This window comes from Nocardia fodinahabitans (assembly GCF_052983615.1).
Genome location: NZ_JBRJJC010000001.1, coordinates 5295206 through 5314099 on the forward strand (window position 1 = coordinate 5295206; position 18894 = coordinate 5314099).

General features: G+C 65.5%; 26 protein-coding genes and 1 tRNA gene. 7 read left to right on the plus strand and 20 right to left on the minus strand.

Annotated features, from left to right (window positions below; translation table 11 throughout):
* Nucleotides 1–7: 7 nt before the first annotated feature.
* The 19 genes from NV348_RS24620 to NV348_RS24710 all read right to left on the minus strand — a co-directional run bounded on the left by NV348_RS24620 (nucleotide 8) and on the right by NV348_RS24710 (nucleotide 11907).
* Nucleotides 8–400 (minus strand): hypothetical protein, encoded by a 393-nt coding sequence (locus tag NV348_RS24620; protein ID WP_447148952.1) that lies wholly within the window; start codon nucleotides 398–400, stop codon nucleotides 8–10.
* Between the two features lie 86 nt (nucleotides 401–486).
* Nucleotides 487–876: a hypothetical protein gene (locus NV348_RS24625; RefSeq protein ID WP_447148953.1), complete on the minus strand. Its 390-nt coding sequence runs from the start codon at nucleotides 874–876 to the stop codon at nucleotides 487–489.
* Between the two features lie 57 nt (nucleotides 877–933).
* Entirely contained in the window at nucleotides 934–1155 is a 222-nt protein-coding gene (locus NV348_RS24630; protein ID WP_447148954.1) for a hypothetical protein, read from the minus strand.
* A gap of 104 nt (nucleotides 1156–1259) precedes the next feature.
* Nucleotides 1260–1922: a phage tail tube protein gene (locus NV348_RS24635; protein ID WP_447148955.1), complete on the minus strand. Its 663-nt coding sequence runs from the start codon at nucleotides 1920–1922 to the stop codon at nucleotides 1260–1262.
* 31 nt (nucleotides 1923–1953) lie between these two features.
* On the minus strand, nucleotides 1954–2241 hold the full coding sequence (locus NV348_RS24640; RefSeq protein WP_447148956.1) for an endonuclease VII domain-containing protein: 288 nt from the start codon (nucleotides 2239–2241) through the stop codon (nucleotides 1954–1956).
* Between the two features lie 68 nt (nucleotides 2242–2309).
* A complete protein-coding gene (locus NV348_RS24645; protein ID WP_447148957.1) occupies nucleotides 2310–2699 on the minus strand; it encodes a phage tail termination protein in 390 nt (129 codons plus the stop codon).
* On the minus strand, nucleotides 2696–3163 hold the full coding sequence (locus tag NV348_RS24650; RefSeq protein ID WP_447148958.1) for a hypothetical protein: 468 nt from the start codon (nucleotides 3161–3163) through the stop codon (nucleotides 2696–2698). Before NV348_RS24650 ends, NV348_RS24645 begins: the two co-directional genes overlap by 4 nt.
* The gene (locus NV348_RS24655; protein ID WP_447148959.1) at nucleotides 3163–3507 is read right to left on the minus strand and encodes a hypothetical protein; all 345 of its coding nucleotides are present in this window, start codon (nucleotides 3505–3507) and stop codon (nucleotides 3163–3165) included. Before NV348_RS24655 ends, NV348_RS24650 begins: the two co-directional genes overlap by 1 nt.
* On the minus strand, nucleotides 3504–3887 hold the full coding sequence (locus NV348_RS24660; RefSeq protein WP_447148960.1) for a hypothetical protein: 384 nt from the start codon (nucleotides 3885–3887) through the stop codon (nucleotides 3504–3506). Before NV348_RS24660 ends, NV348_RS24655 begins: the two co-directional genes overlap by 4 nt.
* Nucleotides 3888–3890: 3 nt before the next feature.
* A complete protein-coding gene (locus NV348_RS24665) occupies nucleotides 3891–4139 on the minus strand; it encodes a hypothetical protein (protein WP_447148961.1) in 249 nt (82 codons plus the stop codon).
* A 12-nt stretch (nucleotides 4140–4151) separates the two neighbouring features.
* Nucleotides 4152–5189 (minus strand): major capsid protein, encoded by a 1038-nt coding sequence (locus tag NV348_RS24670; RefSeq protein WP_447148962.1) that lies wholly within the window; start codon nucleotides 5187–5189, stop codon nucleotides 4152–4154.
* Between the two features lie 59 nt (nucleotides 5190–5248).
* Nucleotides 5249–5653, minus strand: coding sequence for a head decoration protein (locus NV348_RS24675; protein ID WP_447148963.1), 405 nt, complete (start codon nucleotides 5651–5653; stop codon nucleotides 5249–5251).
* A gap of 18 nt (nucleotides 5654–5671) precedes the next feature.
* On the minus strand, nucleotides 5672–6352 hold the full coding sequence (locus NV348_RS24680; RefSeq protein WP_447148964.1) for a hypothetical protein: 681 nt from the start codon (nucleotides 6350–6352) through the stop codon (nucleotides 5672–5674).
* Between the two features lie 58 nt (nucleotides 6353–6410).
* Complete coding sequence (locus NV348_RS24685) at nucleotides 6411–7463, minus strand: hypothetical protein (protein WP_447148965.1); 1053 nt, start codon at nucleotides 7461–7463, stop codon at nucleotides 6411–6413.
* On the minus strand, nucleotides 7463–8947 hold the full coding sequence (locus tag NV348_RS24690; protein ID WP_447148966.1) for a phage portal protein: 1485 nt from the start codon (nucleotides 8945–8947) through the stop codon (nucleotides 7463–7465). The genes NV348_RS24685 and NV348_RS24690 overlap by 1 nt, the downstream gene beginning before the upstream one ends.
* A 73-nt stretch (nucleotides 8948–9020) precedes the next feature.
* On the minus strand, nucleotides 9021–10721 hold the full coding sequence (locus NV348_RS24695; protein WP_447148967.1) for a terminase large subunit domain-containing protein: 1701 nt from the start codon (nucleotides 10719–10721) through the stop codon (nucleotides 9021–9023).
* A gap of 6 nt (nucleotides 10722–10727) precedes the next feature.
* On the minus strand, nucleotides 10728–11198 hold the full coding sequence (locus tag NV348_RS24700) for a phage terminase small subunit (RefSeq protein WP_447148968.1): 471 nt from the start codon (nucleotides 11196–11198) through the stop codon (nucleotides 10728–10730).
* 151 nt (nucleotides 11199–11349) lie between these two features.
* Nucleotides 11350–11423: transfer RNA gene (locus NV348_RS24705), tRNA-Trp, on the minus strand.
* A 178-nt stretch (nucleotides 11424–11601) separates the two neighbouring features.
* Nucleotides 11602–11907: an HNH endonuclease gene (locus NV348_RS24710; RefSeq protein ID WP_447148969.1), complete on the minus strand. Its 306-nt coding sequence runs from the start codon at nucleotides 11905–11907 to the stop codon at nucleotides 11602–11604.
* Nucleotides 11908–12572: 665 nt separating this feature from the next.
* Here NV348_RS24710 and NV348_RS24715 point away from each other — a divergent pair.
* From NV348_RS24715 to NV348_RS24730, 4 genes are all read left to right on the plus strand, one after another.
* Nucleotides 12573–13073 (plus strand): XRE family transcriptional regulator, encoded by a 501-nt coding sequence (locus NV348_RS24715; RefSeq protein ID WP_447148970.1) that lies wholly within the window; start codon nucleotides 12573–12575, stop codon nucleotides 13071–13073.
* On the plus strand, nucleotides 13070–13258 hold the full coding sequence (locus NV348_RS24720) for a hypothetical protein (protein WP_447148971.1): 189 nt from the start codon (nucleotides 13070–13072) through the stop codon (nucleotides 13256–13258). Before NV348_RS24715 ends, NV348_RS24720 begins: the two co-directional genes overlap by 4 nt.
* A complete protein-coding gene (locus NV348_RS24725; RefSeq protein WP_447148972.1) occupies nucleotides 13251–13460 on the plus strand; it encodes a hypothetical protein in 210 nt (69 codons plus the stop codon). Before NV348_RS24720 ends, NV348_RS24725 begins: the two co-directional genes overlap by 8 nt.
* A 93-nt stretch (nucleotides 13461–13553) precedes the next feature.
* Entirely contained in the window at nucleotides 13554–14249 is a 696-nt protein-coding gene (locus NV348_RS24730; RefSeq protein WP_447148973.1) for an HAD family hydrolase, read from the plus strand.
* Between the two features lie 30 nt (nucleotides 14250–14279).
* Here NV348_RS24730 and NV348_RS24735 read toward each other — a convergent pair whose 3' ends face one another.
* On the minus strand, nucleotides 14280–15545 hold the full coding sequence (locus tag NV348_RS24735) for an NsdA family TPR-like regulatory protein (protein WP_447148974.1): 1266 nt from the start codon (nucleotides 15543–15545) through the stop codon (nucleotides 14280–14282).
* A gap of 883 nt (nucleotides 15546–16428) precedes the next feature.
* On the opposite strand from NV348_RS24735, the gene NV348_RS24740 reads away from it, so the two are divergent.
* The 3 genes from NV348_RS24740 to NV348_RS24750 are packed head-to-tail and all read left to right on the plus strand — an operon-like array spanning nucleotide 16429 to nucleotide 18865.
* Nucleotides 16429–17622 carry a radical SAM protein gene (locus tag NV348_RS24740; RefSeq protein WP_447148975.1) on the plus strand — a complete coding sequence of 398 codons (1194 nt, stop codon included), beginning with the start codon at nucleotides 16429–16431 and terminating at the stop codon, nucleotides 17620–17622.
* Nucleotides 17619–18236 carry a 3'-5' exonuclease gene (locus NV348_RS24745; RefSeq protein ID WP_447148976.1) on the plus strand — a complete coding sequence of 206 codons (618 nt, stop codon included), beginning with the start codon at nucleotides 17619–17621 and terminating at the stop codon, nucleotides 18234–18236. The genes NV348_RS24740 and NV348_RS24745 overlap by 4 nt, the downstream gene beginning before the upstream one ends.
* Nucleotides 18233–18865 (plus strand): AAA family ATPase, encoded by a 633-nt coding sequence (locus NV348_RS24750; RefSeq protein WP_447148977.1) that lies wholly within the window; start codon nucleotides 18233–18235, stop codon nucleotides 18863–18865. The genes NV348_RS24745 and NV348_RS24750 overlap by 4 nt, the downstream gene beginning before the upstream one ends.
* Nucleotides 18866–18894 lie beyond the last annotated feature (29 nt).

Below are 18894 nucleotides of genomic sequence, written 5' to 3' on the forward strand. Positions count from 1 at the left end.
TTGGGGATCAGAATCCGAATGCGCTCAGCGCGTCTCCGACCTGGTCGGTCTCTTCGTCGACGGCATGACGTGCACGAACGACGTCCAACGCGGTCACAGGTCGGGGCAGGAACCGCGGTTTGGGTGGGGTTTTGCCCTCGGGCAGATTGACTGCGATGAGGGTGGCTTGGAGCTGCTGGATCAGGTCTGCGATCGTCATCAGCGTCTGGACCGACAGGTCGTAGCCGGCCGAGGTGCTGACCTGCGGGCCCGACTCGTCCTCGCTCGGGCTGTCCTCAGCGTCGAGCTGCTGGCGGGCGTAGGTGTATTCGGCGATGTCGAAGTCGGCGTCGATCGCGGCCTGATACCGCGAACCCGCGGGGAGCTGCCGCAGAAACCGGGCCAGCTTGGCCCAGGGCAACTCCCCCCGGAAGAAGTCGAGCAGGTCGACCCGCCAGTAGGCGTGCAGGTCCCACTCGACTGCCTCGTAGTGGCGCTCCAGCAGCGCTACGAGGCCTGCTCTCCCCCCGGGAATTCCTCGGCGCCTTCATCGGTGTTGGCGTTGAAGTGCTCGCCGATGTCGTCGATCAGTGCCAGGGCAACCTCGATCGGCTCGTTGCGCAGCTCGCTCCACACGACGGCGAAGGCATCCTCGCCGACGAGGGCCTCGAGCATCGGAATGAGGTTCTCGATCGCCGAGTCCTCGCTGGCCTCGAGCAGCCGAGCCAGCGCCAGCGAGCGCTCCAGGCCGTCGGGAGCGGCGATCAGCAGCGGAGGGTCCACCGCGTCGAACACATACGGTTCGTGGACGGGCAGGTCCTTCTTGGCCTCGCGGACCAGCTGAGACCAGCGTGATTCGGTGGCAGGGGACTTGCGTGCGCGCTTGGTGGCGGCCATGGGTATGGGAACTCCCGATTCGATATTCAGTTGTGGGTGAAGCTGTTTCGCGCGCGTCTACTTGGCGGCGGGTACCCGCAGGGGCTTGGCGGGCTTGCGGTCCTCAACGGACTCGGCGGCCGATTCGGCAACCGGGGCGGCCTCGGCGGAGGCGGCGGCGGGCTTCGGTTCAATCTTCGCCCGGTATCCGGCGCACGCAAGATTATTGGCTTCCACGGCGGTGGCCACACGGACCTCGACGCCAGCGGGGGACACCATCGTGACGGGGGCAAAAGGCATGGGGACTCCTGGTAGGTCGGGTGCTCCGAGGATGAGAATGCGAAGGGCCGCCGCCGGTGGTGGAGCATCACACCAGCGGCGGCCCGATCAGATCTGGCTGGGCCTTACGGGGTCGAGGCAGCGAAGCCGGCCTTGGTGGCCAGCGCCTTCCAACCCGGGCCGGCGAAGACGGTCTTGAGGGCGTAGCCCTCGGTCTCGTCGATCTTCGCGCGGGCAGTGATGCCGTATTCGACGGCGTTCTCCTGCGACCAGCCCTGCTCGTCGACCTCAGTGACAACGAGCTTGGGCGCGAACTTGATGATGTAGATCGCATTCGCGCCAGCACCATCCACCGACAGGAACACCGCGCGGTGATAGACAATGCTCGGGTCGGTCGGGTCGGTGAACTCGGTTTCACCGCTCGCGGCGTCGAACTTCACCGTCGACAGGTCGCGGCCGTGGTAGAGCTCCAGGTTCTTCTTGTGGGTCTCCTGGCCCTTCCACTTGATGGTGGTGTTGCGAGAGATGATGTCGGTGCGCGCCGACTCCAGCAGACCCCACGCCTCGACCTCGCTGGTTTCGGTTTCCGGGGTGAAGGTCGGCGCGCCCTCCTTGGAGATGTGGCCCAGCGACTCGAAGCCGGCCGCCTTGAGGTCGATCAGCGCGCCGGCGGTGTCGGTGAACTTGTCAGGCACCTCGGTCGACAGCGGCGCCAGCAGCACCGCACCGGCCAGCGGCTTGCGGATCAGCGACTGCTTGAGATCGCGCAGCACGGAGAAATCAGCCATCTTCGGCTCCTCTATTCAGTTGTGGTGGTGTTCAGGCTGCGGCGTGGGAGTGCAGGTAAGCCGCTGCTCGGAGTAGGAGTTCGGGGTCATCGCGCAGCTGGCCGAGGCCGACGTTGCAGCTGCGACACAGGAGGGCTCGCACCCGGCCGTCGTGGTGGGAGTGATCTACGGCCAGCACTTCGCCCGGTTGCGGTTCGTGCTCGCAGATCGCGCACCGGCCACTCTGGTCGGCGAGCATTCGCCGGTACTCGGCGTGACCGATCCCGTAGCGGCGCAGCAGCTTTCGCTCTGCTGCACAATCGCGGCACTGGGGATCCATGCCGCTGGGGCGGGTCGTGTTGCGGTGGAACTGGCCGGGAGCGCGGTCTCGACCGCAGCGTGTGCAGATCACTGGGCGCGAAAGCTCATCCAGAAGGTCAGCTCGACGAATCGGTTGTCGCTGGCCAGATTCGGGTCCTGTGCGGTGCCGGTTTCCTCGTCGGTGGTGTCGATGAGCACACCGTTGACCTCGGTGCAGCCGGCGCTCAGGATTCGCGCACGTACGGCACGGGCTGCCGTCCACGCTCGAGGCCGGGTCGAGTCGACGACCACGACCGCGATCAGGGCCCGGTCGGTGATGCCGGAGCTGTCGACGCCGCCGCCGGTACGGTTGACCGCGATGATCGGCGCCAGGCTCGCCCATTGTTCAGGGTCAGGTAGTGCGGTGCAGCACCAGCCCAGATCCTCGAGCAGATCCATCGCCACCAGCTCGGCGTCAGGGAATTGTGGTTCGCTCATCGGAACCGCCCATGCCGGCGTTCGATGTCGGCCACCACCGACCGCAGACGGCGGTTGTCGCCGCCGAGGGTGTGGTCACCCGCCCAGCGGTCGGGCATCGAGCCGGGCAGAACCCGGCGTCGCCCGCGGCTGCGCTCGTTGTCGCGAGCGAGGTTGACCTGGCCGAATTCAACCGCGGCGGAGTACGGCGCGCGGATGGTGAGCACGCCCGCCCATCGGCCGGGATCGGAGTCGCTGGTCCGCAACACGTCTCGGTGGACCTTGCCCGATGTGGCGTAGCGGCCGGTGCGCCGACGTGCGCGTTGCTCGAACAGGGCCTTGGCTTCCTGGGCGATCGAGCGCAGGATCTTGCCGTACTTCGGGGAATGCAGGACCGCGTCGATGGCCGGGTTCACCGGCCAGCCGGTCGGGGTCTTGCGCTCCTCGTACCATTCGATCTGCGGTGTCGGATCCTTCTTGGCCATCAGCCCTCGATCCGACGAAGCCGCACAATCACACCGGGAGCAGAGCCGGTGCGCGGATGGCGAGGACGTTCCGGTCGGCCGACGACGTGGTATTGCAATCCATCGGGAAGCTCGGCGATGTCGGAGGCCAAGACGTCGGAGCCGGTGGGGCAGTAGGCGATTGCGTCGTAGCGCGCCATCGGCCGATCCAGCGTCGGTGCACCGTTCGGGTTCGGCTCGTCGCTGCCGGTGAGGTCGATGGCGACCCCGTCGATGTCGTGATGAGCAACATAAGAGGTATCGCCAAACCTGTCACGTGACGGGCGGCGAAGGATGGTGATCGTGTCACCGTGGGCGTAGCTCACGACACCCACCTCGGTCCAGCCAGTCCGATCACACCGACTCGGCGTGGCCGCGTGCGCACTGCCGCAACCTCCTCGTCGGTGAAGTGCAGGTCGCCGCGAGCCGCACCGTCGCCATAGCGGGTGGTGAAGGAACCCACGACCTCGTAACTGACACCAGCGGGGTTGCGGATGACCCGCAGCACCGCTGCACACACCGCGCGGACAGCGTTGGCGCGAACCAACTCCGAAACCCCGGACGGCCCGGCGGCCAGGGAAGGAACCAGGCTCATCAGCAGCGCCTCGGCGTCGACGATCTTCGCCTCGCCAAAGGTGAGCTGACGTTCAGTCAGCTCACCCTCGAAACGAGCGATCAGGTCGTCACGACCCGCGAACACACCCATGAATCAGGCCCCTGCCGCCTTGCGGGTGCGCCGGACCGGCTTCTCGGCCGGCTCCTGCACGGTGGCCGCCGCGACCGGATCGTCGATCGGCTCCTCGACCGGCGCCGCCTCGCGCGGGCCACCGACGGCGTAGGCCGCCGGGTTGGTGATCTTGGCGATCGCCCACTCCGGCAGATCCACGCCAGGACCGAACCAGTGGTCCAGACCGCTGTCCGGGTTACGGACAGCGACGAACGTATTCAGTTGTGCCACAGAAACTCCCGATCAGAAGACGGTCGCGACCATCAGCGACTTGGGATCCTCGAGGACCGGCAGCACCAGGCCGTCGACCACCGTGGTCTCCTTGAACGGAGGGCCGGACTTCACGACCACGCCGGTCAGGCCCGGAGCGTCCTCGAAGGTCATGTCCGACTGCACCGCACCGACCAGCTCCAGCGCGGTCGCGGTAACACCCCACTTCACCGCACCCAGGCGACCGGCCGGAGGAACGAAGATCACCTTGTTCTCCGGGATCACGCGGGTGTCCACGCCGCCTACGTTCACGCTGGTGTCGTACACCGCGCTGATCGGAGGCAGATTGAAGTCGTCGAGAACGTTGTTCACCACCGACTTCGACACGATCGCCGGACCGCCAGCCAGGGCCGAGGTATAGGCCCGGAACTCCTGGTTGCGCTGGAGGAACGAGGCCGTCTTGCGGCTGATGATCATGCCGGCGGGCGCGAAACCGTTGTCGGCGATGTACTTCTCAGTCCAGGTCGCCAGGTCACCGACCACCGTCGCGGTCGCGGTGTTGGACCACACGGTGCCCGCGGTGACGAAGTGGTCGACCGGCACCTCGAAGTCGGCGGTCAGCGTCAGGCCGTTCTCGCCGGTCAGCTGGATCTTGCCGGTGGACAGCAGCTCGCCGCGCGCCAGCTCGATGCGGTTGCGGATGCTCCGCACCGCGATCTCGATGTCGTTGTAGATCGCCTGGGTGATCGCCGAGAGGCTGCCACCGTTCTGGCGGGCACGCTCGAGCTGGAGGCGCTCGAGTTCGCCCTTCATGCCCGCGATGGAGATCGGCAGCAGGTCGACCTCGCGGGTCTCGACGTAGTCACGCTCGAGCTGCGGGATCGAGCCGTCGAAGCTTCGGAACTGCGCGGTGCGGTTCACTCGCGTGCTGTTGAGCAGCCGGATCGTCTGCTCCTGCACCAGCTGGTCAGGCAGATACGCATTCAGAATGTGGTCGGACGGGTTCGGGATCTCCCGCGCAAACGCCGTCGCGGCATCCGGGTGGACCGGGCCATCGAAAACAAGAGCCATGACAGGCCTCTCCGCTATTCAGTTATGTATTCAGTTGTGGTGCTGGTGAATTCAGCTCGTCAGACGAACTTGAACCAGCTGGCCAGGTCGGCCTTGGCCTTGGTGCCCACACCGGAGGCCGGGGGCAGCTTGTTCTCCTTGACCAGGCCCGGACCGATCCACAGCGCGGTCGCTTCCTTGCCCGTCCAATCGGTCGGAGCGAAGGCGTCCCAGAGGAATCCGGCTGCGACTTCGCGGCCGTCGGTCGCGGTCGCATCGTGAATGCCGTACAGACCTGTGGCGGTGACGCGGCCCAGGAGCAGGCCCGAGGGCAGATAGCCCTTCGGCGCGTGGGTCGCGGCGACGAACTTGGTCATGTCCAGCGTGACGGTCAGTCGGCCGGGCTGGCCGGAAATGTCGCCGAGCGCGAACGCGCGGCTATCGCCGTAGAAGGTGCCGGTCTTGCGGATCGCGATATTGCTCATCAGGTGCTCTTTCCTGGGTTACTTCTCGGCCTTGGCGCCGAACCGGCGCGCGGCCTCGGCCAGACCGGCCTGAAACGCGGGCGTCTTGGTGAAGCCCGCACCCGAGGAGGCCTGCCCGACGTTGGGGTAGGTGGAGGTCGGTGCCGCCGGGGTCTTGTCCGGCTCGCCGAACAGGGCGGTCAGGTGCGCGACGACCTTCGCGCCGTCGACTGCGCCCTCGGCGTCGAGGAACTTGGACACCGATACCGATTCGACCCAGCCGTCGAGGCGCTCGCCGGTCAGCACCGTGCTCGCATAGCCGCGGACCTGGGCCTCGTGCAGCATGGGCAGCAGCTCGTTGCGGGCATCGGCGCGGGCCTGCTCGGTGGCGGCGGTGATTGCTTCGGACTGCGCACGCTCGCTGTCGCTCATCGCCGCGGTCCGTAGCTGCTCGATCTCATCGCGCAGCGCCTGCGCCTCTTCGGCGCTCAGGCCGCCGGTGTTCTTGGCCTTCGCGCGTCCCTCGTGCTGGCGGGCCTTGTGCTTCCAGTACGCAGCCTGCTCGGCGACGCTCATCTCCGACAGCGGAGTGGCATCGGGGAAACCGTGCTCGTTGACGACGCGCTCGCTATCGGTCGTCTCGGTGGTCTCGCCAGCGACGGCCGGATCGCCGCCTTCCGGGGTGGTCTCGGTCGCGGCGGCAGTCGTCTCAGGAGGCATATGAAGTTGTGATCCCTTGTCGGGTAGTGGATTTCGATGAGCCCATGTCGGGCGTGCGTCAGTTCGCGGACAACAAGCGCTCGTAGCGTGCGACCTGGGCGGTCTGCCAAACCACCTTCGGATGGTCGTCGCCGAGTCCCTCTGCGCGGGACTTGGTGAGCATCTGTCGCATCAGGGGCAGCTGGCGGGCAGCGAACGCCTCGATGCTCTGGTCCAGGTCCACCAGCGGTGTGGCGGATGGATCCCGGTACCGGGGTACCGCTTCGCCGCGGCGGTCAGGAACCAGCACAGCCTGGAGTTCGCCGTGCTCGTCGACCCTGTACCTGGTTCGCTTGAGCAGTCGGCCCGCTGTGCCGCCGGCGTCGTCGTACAGCCGACCCAGGTCCTCGTCGTTGAGACGACGTCCTGGGTCTGCGCCTGCCTTGATCGGCATGACCTCGCACTTGCAGCCAGCGTGGATCGGCTTGAGATCACTGGTGTGATAGGTCCGATCCGAAGCCGCCAAACACAGACCGCATGTTCCGCCCGCAGACAGTTCCGGGCGAACCACGCGGCGCCAGCCGATCACGTCCAAATCGACGATCCCGGCGTGGGCCAGGACCTGCGATTCGGCTTCGCGTTCAGCCAGCGCAATATTGGTGGCCAGCTCCATTTTCACACGATTGGCGGCTACGTCCAGAGCATCACCGGGGTCGCGTCCCTCAGCGACCAGCCGCCGATACATCCGCGCCGGGCGGTTGAAGACCTCCTCGGCAGGCAACCGTTCAGTGACCACCCCAGCGGCCTTGACCTTGCGGGCCGTGGCGTACCTGTACTCCCGGTCCCTGGCGAACATGCGCACCTCGTCAGGGACCTCGGTGACGAAGTCCTTGATGTCGGTTCCCATCTCGTCGAGATAGCGACGCTGGGCCGCCAACGTCAACGACACTGCACGTCGCTGCGCGGCAGTCGAGACCTCCGCCGCCGAGTCGGCGAACTCGCCGACCGAGCGCCCGTCAGCGGGATCGGTCATGCGGAACATGGCGTGGACTCGATCCTGGGCGTTGAGCAGCAGCAGCTGACGCCGAGCTGCCCGAGCCAACAGGATCTTGGCCAGCATGTCGATCACCATCAGGCCGCCAGCAGCTCGTCACCGGCCGACGCGGAACCGGGATCGGTCGATACTGCCGTGGGCGTCGCTGCCCCGGTCAGGCCGCCCGCCATCGCGCCGAGGCCGCCGCTGCTCTGTTCGGTGGCCATTGCCTCCTCGAGCAGCTCGGACTCCGACAGCTTGGCGATCACCGGGTCCATCTCGAGTAGCTCGACGATCTGGCGCTTGCGCGACAGGATGCCGCGGGTCTTCTGCGCCGCGTCCGCGCGTGAGTTCAGGCTGGTGCGCTCCGGCTTGCCCCACTGCAACCGGATTCCGGTCGCGGAATTGGCTTTGCCGGCCAGGGTGAACACCATCTGCCACAGCAGGATCCACTGCGGCTCCTGCCGGGCTTGGCGGTCGGAGATCTTGTCGATCAGCCCTTCACGCATCGTGGTCGCACCCTCGGCGCTCTGGTTGACCCCGTCAGGGGTGAGCATGTGCATCGGGATTCTCGTGCAGACGCCAAATTCCTTGACGTCGTCACGGGTCGCGACGAGCAGCGGGGTGAGGTCGGTTGACTGGCTTTCCCAGAAGTCCACACCTTCCGGCACCGCCCAGAGAACGCCTGGGTCGTTGGCGAAAACGTCGGCGATCGTGGCATCGTCCAGCGGCCGGATGAGCGACTCGGTGTCACCGTCGGAGTAGTCCGCCCCGCCATCGACGTCGCCCTTGATCGCCCGCTGCCGAAAGCTCTGGTAAGCGGTAATGACCATCCGGTGCAGGATGCCGTCAGTGATGCGGTCGAGCAGGTCGATGTGCGGCTCGAACTCGCCCAGGCCCATCTTGTTGACGAACCGCACCACAGGGATGCCGCCCATGCTCTCGAGGCCTGCCATCGGAACCGTTTCCACGCTGGTCCACTGCTTGAGGTTGAATTCGGGGTCGAACTGCCCCTCCTCGCGCTGCCAGGTGATGCGCTGCCCCGGCAGGAACATCACGGCCTTCTGGCAGTTCGCGATGCGATCGGCGAACACCTTGATGAATGCGATCAGCCGACGCGGATTCAAGGGATCCGGCTCACCGACACAGAACCGCGGATCCTCTGACAGCAGCATCGGCACCGATCCTTCCGGCGCTCCCTGTACCGGCGGGACAACCATCGCGTAAGCCTCACCGAGGGTGTACAGCCAGGTCTGCATATCCCGTTGCAGCGCAGCGAAACCGGAGACCTCCTGAACCTGGCGCGCGAGGTCGTCACCGTCGAGATCGGCATCGGCAGCGGTATAGATCCCGCGCAGCACCGACCGGTCGCACATGCTGTCGATGGACATGATCGCGTAGTTCGGGCGGGCCTTGCGCAGCATCTCCCGGAAGGTCTCCCGATACCGCTCGTTGATACTCGGCAGCGGCGGGTCACCCAGGTAGTACGACCACAAGAGGTCCAGCCGCTCGCGACGCGTGCTCGGCGAGTTCGCCGTCTGCGACCGAGGTTCGCGCTCGAGGTCCTCGTCGAACCGGTTCATCAGGTACTCGAACCACCATTCCGGCGGCTGGGTCTGCTGCTGCTGTTCAGCCATATTCAGTTGTCCTCGTCATCTATCGCAGTCGGCGCACGATCCGCTTGCGCGGCCTGACCGCGAGGCCCTTCGACACCGCATCCAGATACGCCTGCCAGGCGAGCACCGCGGCGACGGCGCCGTCGATCTTGTTCGGGGAGTCAGGGTTTTCCTTGCGGATCTGCACGCCCTTGGTCGTCTCGAACCGGCGGGCGTTGAGCACGTGCGCACGCAGCGTCAGGTCACCGTCATGGCGCAGCTTGCGGTCGAGGACAGCGTCCGCGAACTCGCGAAGGGCCTGCACGGTCTTGTATCCACGCTCACCGGTCATCCACCACTCGATCGGGTGGGCGACAGTCGATTTCAGCTTCAAGCGGGCGCCGTAGCGGGCCTCCCAGGCGGCCACGTTGGCCTCCCACCGTGCCGGGTCTGCATACATGCCCAGCACGCGGTAGTCCCGGAACGCGCCGGCGATCACAGCGTCGACGTCGTGCTCGGGAACCTCCCAGCCGTCGGCGTGCACGCCAGGCGGTTGCTCCCAGATCTTGATCGGCGAGATCAGGCCGTCGGAGAGCCGGCAGGCGATCAAGGCAGTGGCATCGGTGACACCGCGGCGCCGGCGGCGGCTGCCGTCGAAGCCCAGCACGATGGAATCGCCGGGCGCCAGAGGGCCCGAATCGTGGTACTCCGGCGCGACGCCATCCCACTCGTAAGCGGCCAGCCAGGCGTTCTCCGCCGACGTCGGCGAGTTGAACCAGTACCTGAACGAGCTGGTCACATCGTTGCGTGGATCGGCGATCGCCTCGACGTATCCGTCGATGTCATTCCAGGTGCAGTCGCCGTAGGCATCGACGAGCGCCGCGCGGACCTTGTCCTCGTCGTCGAGTTCCTCGGGTGTGATCGCGCCGTAGCGGTGATCGAACAGCTGCCGGGGGTGAGTCTTGAGCTTGCCCTGGAGCACGTCCTGGATCAGCTTGTAGGTTTGCTCGGCGATCGAGTCCTCACCCGGGCTGTACATGGTGGTGGTCTCGACGGCGAAGGTCTGCGCGGTGCGGCGGCGCTTGCGCAGGTTGCGGGTCAGCGTCCGATACGTCGCGCGCAACTCGGGCTTGTTGTACAGGTGGGTCTCGTCGAACAAGACCATGGTGTCCTTGCCGCCGTCCTTGGACGCAGCGCTGGATGTCGACGGGATGATCTCCCCGCCACCGGGAATCAGGATCCGGGTCAGGCCGGCATCGTCGCGACGTGGAAGCGCGCGCCGAAGCGGCCCCTCGGTGAGGTTGAGGTGGATCGTGTCGTAGATCAGCCCCGCCTGGCCCTCTTCGGTGGCCACGCACCGGATGTAGGGCGTCTTGAGCCTCTGCCCCATGGGCTCACCGGGTCGATAGACATAGCGGAACCCCAGGCCCCATTCGTCGGTGAAGACCTCACCGCCGCGGGCATACCCAGCGAATCGGCACGGCCCGAGAGCCTCGAAAAGACCGATGAAGGCAGCGATTTCGCTCTTGGCGCAGCCCTTGGGCCTGCTCAAGAAGACATGGTCGTAGATCCGTCGGCCGCTGTCCTCGAGCGCGTAGGTGTCGACCAGGAATCCGACGTACTCATCGATGATCTGGCCGATCGGCTCGCCGCCGAGGTCGCCGGGGCCGTGGACAGCGAAGTACTCGAGCCACGATGTCGCCAGCCAGCCCAGCGACCGCTCCCGGTCATGATCGGGATGGGTGATGATGTCGTGTGGCACTGGCGATTACGCAGGCTTGAGGAGACGGGCGCGGCGTTCCTCGGCGAAGTCGACCACCGGGGCATCAGAAGTGCCGTCCTCGTCGGCCTGGTCGTCGATGACCGGCTTGATGCGCACGCGGGCACGCTGGAGGTCGTCCTCGGTCAGGCGCAGAGCGGCGCCGAGGGTGCTGGTGATGGCCTTGTAGTTCTCGCTGCCGGGGCGCGACAGATAGCGCTCGATCAGCGGCAGCGTCATCCACAGCTGTACCCAGGTGCCCATGCCGTACAGGCGTGCTTGGGGGAGAGCGGCCAGCTCATCGTAGACGGCACGACCGATCGCGCCCACGGTGATCCACTCCGGGATCTCAGGGACTTCGCCGTCGTTGGGCGTCGGGTCGATCTCGGTCCAGCCATCCGCGCCGGTCAGCGGGTCGGCATTGCGCCGAGCCCGATCCTCGGGGTTCTTCGGAGGCGGGCCGCTGCGGCGTCCAGCCATATTCAGTTGTCTCCCATGTCGGGTGTATTGCTCGTCCGGATAATCGGGATCCCATGTCGGGAAACAGAATTCGGACGAAAGTCGCGACGCGTTGATTTGACCCGTTTCACACTTGGGCTGGCAGACGCGTCCCTGCCGGGAATGCAATGAGCTGGGGCGGCAGGATTTGAACCCGCGGCGGACGGCTTTGGAGACCGTTGCTCTACCGGACTGAGCTACACCCCATGGAAGCCCGCTCACCCGAAAGCGGCGGGCCGATACACATCCACGGTATCCAGGGCACGTGGATGTGCAAGATCATCCAGCCAGCGCGACCAGGATCGGGAGGATCTTGAGTACCGCACCGGCAATCGTGGCCAGAGCCTCGCCAATGGTCACGATGTCATCGACGTTCATTTCGACCTCACACATATCCGGGATGTTTCCGCAGGGAATCGGGATGCCGTGCTGCACGGCGCAATTCAGCCCGTGCCGCAGCCGCTTCCCTCCCGGTCTTGCGTTTGTGGCACGCGGCGCAGACGGACTGGAGGTTGTCCAGGTCATCTGTGCCACCACGTGCGAAGTTGCGCCTGTGGTCGACCTCCACGGCCGTCGCCGTGCAGCCCTGCCACCTCAGCTGGCACTGAAACGCGTCGCGAGCCAACACAATTGGTCGATTGCGCCGGAATTCTGCGCTGACCTTCCGCGTGCCACCCGTGCCCCATGCCATTTCCAGAATTATCCCAGCTCAACGAGTGGATTCCAGATCATCATCTACTCCGTAGCTATCGAGAGTGGCGGCGCGATAGCTGGTTGATCGGCTAAACCTATTTGTCAAAATGCCTGATGGGGAATCGTATCCGCAACGATGACGCTGAAATCCTGTACAGCTCTCATCTCAAACCCCGCTGGGAATGTCGGGGTGCGGCGGGCAGCGGCTGGGAGTACCCCGTACCGCGAAAGTACGGGATCACCCCGAGCGCAATAGCTTCCGCCGGTCAGACGGTCATGCGTATGGTTGCTCAGGTATGAACGGGCTGCGTGTATTACTCGCTTGCCCAACGGCCGGGATACGAGGTCGCGCCGCTACGGCTACCACGCTGTCCCCCGCCGGGCGTTCCTTCAATTGATCGGGGTGGACGCAGACCTCTCGGATCCGTACCAGTAGCCGCAGCACGGCGTATGGGTACGGTTGCAGAAGCGGCTCTGACCCGCGACGGCGCCGCTCGGTGAGGCGGCCCACCCGTCGACCTACGGGCGCAGAGGGCGGTCATAGACCGCGATAGACCGGGTTTTACGCGGTCTATGGCGACGTTAGCACGCTGCGGTGCACTCGGCGCTACTTTGACCCCGCGTCAGCACGTGATCACTCGGCGTTCTGCTAACCTCGACGGCATGCCTCGCCAAACGATCGACGACCGCCAGCAGCTGGCCACAGCCATCGCCGCGGCCATCGAACGATCCGGCGAAGGCGTGCCCTTCATCGCCGACCAGATCGGCGTTCCCCCAAACAGCCTGTGGGCGATCGCCAGCGGCAACGTCAAGTCCTGGACCGTGGACAACCTCATCGAGGTCTGCGCCAAGATCGGGATCAACGTGTCGATGACCATCTCCGGCGCCCCCGCCCACCCCGCCGAACCCAAGACCAAGGGCCGCAAGTCGACCCCCGACGACTCGGTCGTCTTCCCGATGCGCGAGGAACTCATCAGCGCGATCGCGAGCAAGATCGAGTCCTTCGATGGCACGCAGAACGACCTCGTCGAAGCGACCGGTGTGATCATCCCGACCGTCTCCCGGCTGCGGAACCAGCACACCGACTACTTCCGCCTCGACAAGCTCATCGAGTTCGCCCGCAAGTTCGGCCTCGACGTCACCCTGTCCGCGGAGCCAGCATGACACCGGTCGAAGAGATCATCTGGGCCGAGTGGAACGCGCTCGACGACGAGGAACCGTCGCCCGTGAAGCGGATAGCCCGCAAGCTCGGCCTATCCAATTCGGAAGTCGCTGCGGTGGTCTATCCCACTAGCGGCGAACTCGACTTCGGGCCGTGGGACGATCGGCAGGAGCCCGACATTGGATGAACAGCAGCAATACGCAGTCGGCGACAAGGTGAAGCTGGGCCAGGCCCTTGAACTCGAATCGACCTATGAGGTCGTCGCGGTCAACTACGACGGCCGTCCCGACCTTGTGCTTATTCGGCTCGCCGGCTACCCCGAGGACCACCCCGGCGTTTGGCCTTGGGTGGCCAGGGTCGATGGCATCCGGCCGGTCCCGGAGGCTTGATCCGATGCGTCCTCGGGCCCGGCCGACTCCAGTGTCGGTACCGGGCCTCCCGACTACACTGCTGCCCAGCCCTCTGCATCGCAGTGGGTCGACGTGCGCAAGTTGCGAGGAAGGATTCACGTGGCGATTCGGGCTGTGGTCTTTGATGTCGGCGAGACGCTGGTCGACGAGACCCGCGAGTACGGCACCTGGGCGGATTGGCTCGGCGTACCCCGGCACACCTTCGTCTCCGTGTTCGGCGCGACGATCGCTCAGGGCCTGGACTACCGCGAGACCTTCCAGGTGTTCCGGCCGGGATTCGACCTGACCGCCGAACGTGAAGCCCGCGCAGCCGCAGGTCGGCCTGAGTGGTTCGGCGAGGAGGATCTGTACTTCGACGTTCGGCCCGCCCTGTCTGAGCTACAGACGATGGGTATCTGGGTCGGGGTCGTAGGCAACCAGACAGTGCGCGCGGGCGGCCTACTCCGCGGGCTTCGGCTGCCCTGCGACTTCATTGCAACCTCGGACGACTGGGGCGTCTCCAAGCCGGAAACAGCGTTCTTCGACAAGATCGTCGAAGAATCTGGACTGCCAGCGGAGGAAATCGTCTACGTTGGCGACCGCCTCGATAACGACATCGCGCCGGCGAAGGCTGTCGGGATGAAGACCGCATTCATCCGCCGAGGGCCGTGGGGTTGGATCCACCGCAATTCCCCGCTACTCGACGAGCTGGCCGACTTCCGCATCGACCACCTCACCGAGCTGCCCGCACTCGTGGCCGCCGATGTCGACGCGCTCGACCCTCGCTGAGTAGTACGAGGCGATCGACATCGCCAGCGACTAACCGGTCAGAGAATGGACGGTCGTATGCCAGTCGTACAACCGCTCGTCCAACTCGCGCACCGCAGGAAGAGAATCCCACCTCCGCAACGTGACACGGACAGCCTTCACCCGGTCAAGAGCGGTCGCGTACCAGTGCTGACCGATGGCGTTGAGTGCCTGCTTGAGGTAGTCGCACGCCTGCTCAGGATTCTCCAGAAGCACCTGAGCCGCTGCGGCATCGGCCAGGTACACCGACCTCTGCTTGATCGCGGCGGCCGGCAGCTCCTCGAGAACCTGGCTCAGCGTTTCGGCAGCTTCACGTCCACGTCCCAAAGAGATGAGAGTGTTGGCCTTGAATCCACCCAGCCGGGTAGGTGAGAACCAATCCAGCCATGCAGGCGATGGATCGGCTGACGGATCGAAGCTGGCATAGGACCGTTCAGCGTGCGCGATGTGTGCCAAAGCGGTCTTCGTCTCGCCGAAACGGGTGTCGACCTCGGCTGCCACTGCGTCAATCCATGCTGTGAGTTCGCCATTGCCTCCACCTCGCCGCGCGAAAGCTCTTGCCGCGGCGAGGCGTTCGCGCGCTTCCTCCGCCCGCCGCGGGTCGCCGGAGAAGGCGGGGGCGAAGCTCATATGGGCCAGGATCGCTGCCCCGAGGAGAGAGTCGTCGGCATGGTGAGCTGCTTGCAGCGCGGCGCCGAAGCTGTGCCGGGCTTCGGTCGGCTTGTCGAGGTCGAAGAATTCCAAACGGCCTGAGAGAAGGTTGGATTCGGCTACCGCGCCAGCCAGTATCGTCAGGGCTCGACCCTCGGCGCGATCGATCAGATCCATACCCAGGTGGGCATGCTCGTTGACTGATCGGTGCAGCGTCGACGCGGAGAGCACCCAATAGAATCGGCGATGCGAAGCCGTGATGGTTGCGTAGTCTGCCGCAGCAGCGACGCTCAGGCGCGGCAAGTTGCTGGAGCGCAGCATGTTTCGTGGCCTCGCCGGGGCGGGGCGAACATCAGTGCCGCCGACCTGCTTGCCCTCAGTCCACGGAGGAGTGAAGCCCAGCTCGGAGATCGGCCGATCGAATAGCGCTTCCAGGGCCGTGACATGTTCTGCCTGGGGCCAGGGCGGGTTCTCCGATTCCCAGCGGCGGGCGGTCCGCGCCGACACTTCCACCCGCAGGCCGATGTTGCGCGCGGTTTCCGTGACGGCTTCTGCGAGTGCTGCTTGGGATCGGAACCCAAGCGCCACGCGAGCGGCTTTCAGGGCCGCATTCCCGGTGTTTGCCATGGGCCGACGATAGACCCGAAGGGGACCGTTCCGCGAGCGGCGATGCAAGAAGCGGCCATCAGATGTCCGCTCGTATGGCCTTCTTTCGCGCGGTTAGTTGGGCGACGCTAGGGCTGTGACCCCGAACACTCATCCCTCGTCGAGTGTTCGGGGCACACCGTCTAACTGCCAGGAGGGTGCCATGTTCGGGAGCAGCAGCAGCGGCGGTCGCGGAACATTGACCGTGGACCGTATCACCGAAGACCTCGAAGCCGACCACCGCAAACGAGCAGCCGAGGCGAAGCGGGTTGGGTGCCCGACGTTCACTCGGCGTGGCCCCAACGGGGAATCTGGCCTGTGGGTCTGCGCCCACGATCCTGGCGAAATGACCGAGCACGAAGCGCATCTCGCCATGCAGGTCCACCGCGCGTGTGACCAGTGGGCGTGCGCGGTGCGGCGGCGTGGACATAAGACCCTGGTCGGCTCTGCTGCGACCGCCCCCTGTGCCTTGCGATACCCGCGATGAGGACGCCGTTACGGCCGAGGGGCGGTGAGCGAGCCGCTGAGGCTGAACAGTCCTGCGGTACTGCGCCGATCGCTCTGTGTGCGCTCAACCCCGACCGCGTGCCCGGATGCCAGATCTGGGAGCGCGTCCTGATGTCGACGACAGCACAGCGCCGCGGATGGCGAGTACCCACTGTCATCGACTGGACGAATGCCCTCGCCGACCCGGTCCCGTTGATCCTCAATGCCTGCGCTCAGCACCGTGCAACCGGGGTCTACATCCCCAGCCTCAAGCACCTCCCCGACGGTGCGCTTGCCCGACTGCGAGCACACATCGCGGTCTTCACCACCTCGCCTGACCACTGCTACACCGTTTTCGCTCCACACGAAGGGTTCCACAGTGAGTAATCCGCACACACCGCTCGCACTCCCGCTGGAAGTAACTCAGTCCCGGCGACCTCTCCGAATCCTCACCGAGGCGGAGCAGGCCAAGCTCGACCCGAAGTTGCAGCGCGTCATCGACTACCGCAAGAGCGGCCTGTCACTCAACTGGATCGTCGGGTGCCCACTCGACTGCACCTACTGTGTGCGGCACACGTTCGGGAACTACGACATGAAGGTTCCGCGCCGACTCATGGACGAACCGACCGCGGCTCGCATGCTGCTGCGAAACAAGCACTTCCGGCCGCACGTGACCCCGATCCAGCTGCTCAACCGTGCAACCGATCCCATGCTGCCGGTCGTGAAGCCGCACACTCTCGAAATGCTGCGCCAGCTCGACGACCAAGGGATCACCAACCACGTCCTGGTCATCACGCGCTGGCGGATCGACCCCGAAGACTGCGAGGTCTTCAACAGCTTCAACAACATCAAGCTGACCATCCTGGTCACCCACTCCGGCATCGACGACGGCCGGATCGAACCTGTCGATTCCAACATTGCCGCAGCCTCGCTACGAACGGCGTTCGAGCACGCCGAGAACTACCGAACGATCTTGTACTGGCGCCCGATCGTGCCCGGATTGAACGACTCCGACGACCACCTCGAACGTGCCCGTGAACTGAGCCACCACGCCCACGCCACGGTGTTCACCGGCCTGTTCTTCAAGGACGAGATCCGCGACTACTACCAGGCCAACGGCCTGCCCGAGCTGTACGACGACGGACCCTCGCGCAAGATCTTCCCCGAGCTGCTGGAGAAGCGAATCCTCGCCAAGCGGAAAGGATTCGGCTCACCACTGTTCCGCAAGACGTCCTGCGGAGTGACCTACGCTCACGAAGTGGCCGACTACAACGGCCACTACGGCGTCCGCGAGCTGTGCGATATCTGCCCGATCGCCCAGATCAAACGATGCTCGGCCGACTGGCGCCGCCCGGAGGAATCGACAACCGCGGCCTGGGTCGGGCGACTCGGCGGGGAGATGCTGGAGATCACCAACAGGGCTGTACTCGTCGAAGGCTTGCCGGAAGGTCGCCGAAACTTCCTTCAGCACAACCTCGGATACCAGGTCAACGACATCAGGCGTCCGCACCATATCGGACGGCACGGACGCGCAGACATTGGTTGGACCAACACCCAGGAGGCAACACGATGATCGTCCCCGCGGCACTGCGAGGCAAAGAATTCGCCGTCGTCGACGTCGAAGGCAACGGCCAAACCCCACCCGAGATCATCGAAATCGCGATCCTGCAAGTATCGCGCGACGACGTGCTCGTCGACGAAATGCGGTCCTGGTTGATTCGCCCCATCCGGCCGATCACCCCCATCGTGACCCGCAAAGTCCACGGCATCACCAACGGTGACGTCGAGGGCAAACCGACCTGGGCAAAGGTATCCACCCAGATCAACAGCGCCCTGGCCGACAGAATCCTCGTCGCCCACAACGCGAACGTGGAACGGCGAGTGCTCTCGGAGCATCTGCCCGACTGGGCGCCGACATTGGTGCTCGACACCCTGCGTCTGGCCAAGGCCGTGTGGCCGGGGTTGGCTGGCGGCTACGCACTGGAGAAACTGGTCTCCCACGCAGGTCTCGATACGCACGCTGTGGCCGATCAGGGCCACCACCGCGCCGGATGGGACACCTGGGCTGCCTGGCAGCTGCTCGTCCACCTGGTCGAGAAAAGCGGCTTCGACTGGGACGGAATCGTGCAGGCCGCAGCCCCGGCCGAATTCATCCCGCCCCGTGAGCCGGAAGGCCGATTGTGGTGAAAGCCGAATTCGTGCGCCCCGTCACCATCGCGGTGACGGGGACGCACTCGACAGGCAAGAGCACGTTCCTGCAAGAGCTGGCTGACCGCCTCCATCGCGACCGCATCGCAGTGGGAGTAGTTCAAGATCTCGGCGCCGAAGCCGTCGAACTCGGGCTACCCATCCTGGCCAACCACACCTGGGCATCGACCCTGTGGTTCATCACCCGCGGAATGTCGCTCGAGGCGCAGGCCTGGACGGAGGCCGACGTCGTCCTGATCGACCGGCCCGTCTCCGACGCCCTCGGCTACTACGAGGCCGCACTCGAATCCCGCAGTGAACAGCCGGACCCAGCGAACATGCGCCAGCTCGAACAACTGGTCACCCGCCATGTCCGGCACTACGACCTGATCCTGCGAACCGTGCTCGACCCGACCATCCCCCTCGACTACAGCAAGCCCCGCGGTACCGACCTGGAATTCCGCGCACTCGCAGACCGGCATGTCGCGAAGGTGCACGAACGACTCGGCATAGAGCACGACCTGCTGCCAGCCGACGCTCACAGCCGGGCGCTCCTCGAGGCCACCGCCTTCATTCAGGGTCGCCTCACGGGGGTCGAGTACGACGACGACACGGAAGGCCAACAATGACCCTCGAAACCCTCCCGGCCACCGCAAGC

What these genes read in the sequence shown, in the direction of transcription:
- NV348_RS24625 (WP_447148953.1), bottom strand. Translation starts at nt 876, where the DNA reads ATGGCCGCCACCAAGCGCGCACGCAAGTCCCCTGCCACCGAATCACGC.
- NV348_RS24630 (WP_447148954.1), bottom strand. Translation starts at nt 1,155, where the DNA reads ATGCCTTTTGCCCCCGTCACGATGGTGTCCCCCGCTGGCGTCGAGGTC.
- NV348_RS24635 (WP_447148955.1), bottom strand. Translation starts at nt 1,922, where the DNA reads ATGGCTGATTTCTCCGTGCTGCGCGATCTCAAGCAGTCGCTGATCCGC.
- NV348_RS24640 (WP_447148956.1), bottom strand. Translation starts at nt 2,241, where the DNA reads ATGGATCCCCAGTGCCGCGATTGTGCAGCAGAGCGAAAGCTGCTGCGC.
- NV348_RS24645 (WP_447148957.1), bottom strand. Translation starts at nt 2,699, where the DNA reads ATGAGCGAACCACAATTCCCTGACGCCGAGCTGGTGGCGATGGATCTG.
- NV348_RS24650 (WP_447148958.1), bottom strand. Translation starts at nt 3,163, where the DNA reads ATGGCCAAGAAGGATCCGACACCGCAGATCGAATGGTACGAGGAGCGC.
- NV348_RS24660 (WP_447148960.1), bottom strand. Translation starts at nt 3,887, where the DNA reads ATGGGTGTGTTCGCGGGTCGTGACGACCTGATCGCTCGTTTCGAGGGT.
- NV348_RS24670 (WP_447148962.1), bottom strand. Translation starts at nt 5,189, where the DNA reads ATGGCTCTTGTTTTCGATGGCCCGGTCCACCCGGATGCCGCGACGGCG.
- NV348_RS24675 (WP_447148963.1), bottom strand. Translation starts at nt 5,653, where the DNA reads ATGAGCAATATCGCGATCCGCAAGACCGGCACCTTCTACGGCGATAGC.
- NV348_RS24680 (WP_447148964.1), bottom strand. Translation starts at nt 6,352, where the DNA reads ATGCCTCCTGAGACGACTGCCGCCGCGACCGAGACCACCCCGGAAGGC.
- NV348_RS24685 (WP_447148965.1), bottom strand. Translation starts at nt 7,463, where the DNA reads ATGGTGATCGACATGCTGGCCAAGATCCTGTTGGCTCGGGCAGCTCGG.
- NV348_RS24690 (WP_447148966.1), bottom strand. Translation starts at nt 8,947, where the DNA reads ATGAACCGGTTCGACGAGGACCTCGAGCGCGAACCTCGGTCGCAGACG.
- NV348_RS24700 (WP_447148968.1), bottom strand. Translation starts at nt 11,198, where the DNA reads ATGGCTGGACGCCGCAGCGGCCCGCCTCCGAAGAACCCCGAGGATCGG.
- NV348_RS24710 (WP_447148969.1), bottom strand. Translation starts at nt 11,907, where the DNA reads ATGGCATGGGGCACGGGTGGCACGCGGAAGGTCAGCGCAGAATTCCGG.
- NV348_RS24715 (WP_447148970.1), top strand. Translation starts at nt 12,573, where the DNA reads ATGCCTCGCCAAACGATCGACGACCGCCAGCAGCTGGCCACAGCCATC.
- NV348_RS24720 (WP_447148971.1), top strand. Translation starts at nt 13,070, where the DNA reads ATGACACCGGTCGAAGAGATCATCTGGGCCGAGTGGAACGCGCTCGAC.
- NV348_RS24735 (WP_447148974.1), bottom strand. Translation starts at nt 15,545, where the DNA reads ATGGCAAACACCGGGAATGCGGCCCTGAAAGCCGCTCGCGTGGCGCTT.
- NV348_RS24745 (WP_447148976.1), top strand. Translation starts at nt 17,619, where the DNA reads ATGATCGTCCCCGCGGCACTGCGAGGCAAAGAATTCGCCGTCGTCGAC.